Raw genomic sequence first — 2,334 nt, 5'->3', positions numbered from 1 at the left:
GAACCAGGCGAAGATCACCTCCACCCCGGAGGGCTGCAGCACGACGCGCCTCGAGGTCACCTCGCTCATATCAAGAGTTCCCGTTCGCCGAGCGGCGCGAAATAGGCATCGACATCCGCTTCGCTGACCGCAGCGAGGCTTGCCGGCCGCCATTGCGGCTTCGAGCCCTTGTCGATGATGGCGGCGCGGATGCCTTCGTAGAAATCATGGCCGGCGAGCATCCGGTTGAGGATGCGGAACTCCATCTTCATGCAGGCTTCCATGGACAGCGTCAGTCCGGCGCTGATCTGCCGCCAGGCGACGCGCAGGCTGGTCGGCGAGCGGGTGCGGATCGTCGCCAGTGTCTTTGCCGCGAACTCGTCGGCGGCGGCCGCACGCTCGAGGCTGTCGATGACGCGGTTCAGGGACGGTTGCGAAAAATGGCGGACAATCGCCTCCAGCGTCGGCCTGTCGGTTTCGCGCCTTGCCTGCACGAAGAAGCCGCGCAGCACCGATTCCGGATCGCCGGTCAGCGCCAGGCGGTCGAGAAAGCCAGCCTGGTCCTCGGCCTTGATGGTGTGGGTGGCCAGCCCCGACCACAGCGCATCGCCATAGCGGATGCGATTGCCGGTCAGCGCCAGATACATGCCGAAGGAGCCGCCGAGATCAGGCAGCAGGTGGCTGGCGCCAACATCCGGAAAAAAGCCGATGCCGACCTCCGGCATGGCAAATTGGGCATTCTCGGTCATCACCCGGTGCGAGCCATGGAAGGAGATACCGACGCCGCCACCCATGACGATACCGTCGATCAGGGCGACATAAGGTTTCCTAAAACTGTTGATGCGGGCATTGAGGCGATATTCATCGGCGAAGAACTCGACCGGCGGTTTTCCCGCCCGGCCTGTCTCATAGACATGCAGGATATCGCCGCCGGCCGAAAAGGCCCTGCCCTCTGCCTTGACGACGATGACGTCCATGCCCTGGTCGGCTTCCCAGGCGGAAAGAGCAGCGTCGAGCGCCCTGATCATGCCGTGCGTCAAGGCATTGAGCGCCTGCGGCCGCGTCAAGGTGACGACGCCGGCCCGGCCCAGATGTTCGAAGCGGATCTCGTCGCCTCCGCCAAAATCCATCGTGAAGAATCCCTCCCCCGGCCGCCGGGATTGAAGTGCTAAAGCGTGGCGCATGGGTGCGTCAATGGCGAGCACACCGGTGCAAGCTCTGGCCCGGACCAGGAGCGAGTGCTAAAAATCGAGCTGCAATACTGAAAAACTGGATAGAGTTCATTGCAGCGCAGCTCTGGCGGGTCTTCGAACGGGACGGTTGTTTATGACTCGATTTTCGCGCCTTGCGCCGGTGGCAATCGGGCTGAGCATCTGCTTGACTGTTCACCGGGTCATGGCGGCGACTTTGGAAGACCTCTACAATTCGCAGACCATCGTCAACGGCAAATACGAGAAGAACCGCCAGTCCGGCTTCAAGCGCTGCCTCGACGCGGTTCTGGTGCGGGTTTCCGGCGATCAGCGCCTGCCGGCGAAACCTGAAATGACGGCATTGCGCGACAAGGCCGGCAGCTTCGTCGCAGGCTTTCGCTACCGCGACCGCATGGAAGGCATTCCCAACCATGACGATCAGGGCACGTACGATCGGCCCCACAACCTTTCCTGCCAGTACAAGCCGGCTGAAATCGACCCGGTGCTGGCTTCGCTCGGCAGCAGGCCGTGGCTGGCCGAGCGGCCGCGGCTGGCGGTGTTTTTGACGACCGAGCGCGGAACAATGCATTATGCGCTCGATGCCGACGACGACCGTGGCATGCCGATGCGCGAATCGTTCGGCAATGCCGCCGTACCGCTGGCCATGCAGGTGGCTTTTCCCACGGCGGCGCAGCTGTCGCGGGCCGGATTGGACGATCAGGCGCTTCGCAATGCCGAGATGACGAAGCTCGACACACTGGCGAAGAAGACCGGCGCCGACCAGGCGCTTTCCGGCAGTCTCGTCTGGAGCGACAAGGAACTGGGCTGGATCGCCGACTGGCGGCTGGCCGCGGCCGGCAAGACCTACATCTGGCAGGTGCGCGGTGTCGGCTTCGACGAGGCTTTCCGTGTCGCCATCAGGGGCGCAGCACAGATTCTGTCAGGCAATGGGCAACCCGAATAGACTTCGACCGGATCGCTGGCACAATCGTGCCGCATTGGTCAGCAGCGGGAGCTCGTGGTAAAAGCCTGCCCGAACGAGAGTATTTAGCGATGAACAAATTCACCCCCGCAAAGCCCGCCGGCGCGCGCGGCGTCGACGAGATCACCGGCAGCCGCCGTCTGCGCCGCATGCGCAAGGCCGACTGGTCGCGCCGTCTCGTGC

At 63.5% G+C, this 2,334-nt stretch carries 2 protein-coding genes and 2 pseudogenes; 2 read left to right on the top strand and 2 right to left on the bottom strand.

Annotated features, from left to right (window positions below):
- Both EN939_RS40115 and EN939_RS30430 read right to left on the bottom strand, forming a co-directional pair.
- A pseudogene (locus EN939_RS40115) lies at nucleotides 1-69 on the bottom strand (DUF6163 family protein); the annotation flags it as partial.
- Complete coding sequence (locus EN939_RS30430) at nucleotides 66-1,109, bottom strand: enoyl-CoA hydratase/isomerase family protein (protein WP_127271351.1); 1,044 nt, start codon at nucleotides 1,107-1,109, stop codon at nucleotides 66-68. The gene EN939_RS30430 and the pseudogene EN939_RS40115, both read right to left, overlap by 4 nt.
- Nucleotides 1,110-1,374: 265 nt before the next feature.
- Here EN939_RS30430 and EN939_RS30425 point away from each other — a divergent pair, with 265 nt between their 5' ends.
- Together EN939_RS30425 and EN939_RS39435 are read left to right on the top strand one after the other, a co-directional pair.
- Nucleotides 1,375-2,133 (top strand): DUF2066 domain-containing protein, encoded by a 759-nt coding sequence (locus tag EN939_RS30425; RefSeq protein WP_245473215.1) that lies wholly within the window; start codon nucleotides 1,375-1,377, stop codon nucleotides 2,131-2,133.
- Between the two features lie 89 nt (nucleotides 2,134-2,222).
- A pseudogene (locus tag EN939_RS39435) lies at nucleotides 2,223-2,334 on the top strand (porphobilinogen synthase); the annotation flags it as partial.

It is taken from the genome of Mesorhizobium sp. M7A.F.Ca.CA.002.05.1.1, from assembly GCF_003998335.1.
Taxonomy (GTDB): Bacteria; Pseudomonadota; Alphaproteobacteria; order Rhizobiales; family Rhizobiaceae; genus Mesorhizobium.
The sequence above is the reverse complement of the archived record's forward strand: the minus strand, read 5'-3'. Positions and strand labels throughout refer to the sequence as shown.

Excerpts from the sequence above, each read along its gene's own strand:
- EN939_RS30430 (WP_127271351.1), bottom strand. The coding sequence starts at position 1,109 with ATGGATTTTGGCGGAGGCGACGAGATCCGCTTCGAACATCTGGGCCGG.
- EN939_RS30425 (WP_245473215.1), top strand. The coding sequence starts at position 1,375 with ATGGCGGCGACTTTGGAAGACCTCTACAATTCGCAGACCATCGTCAAC.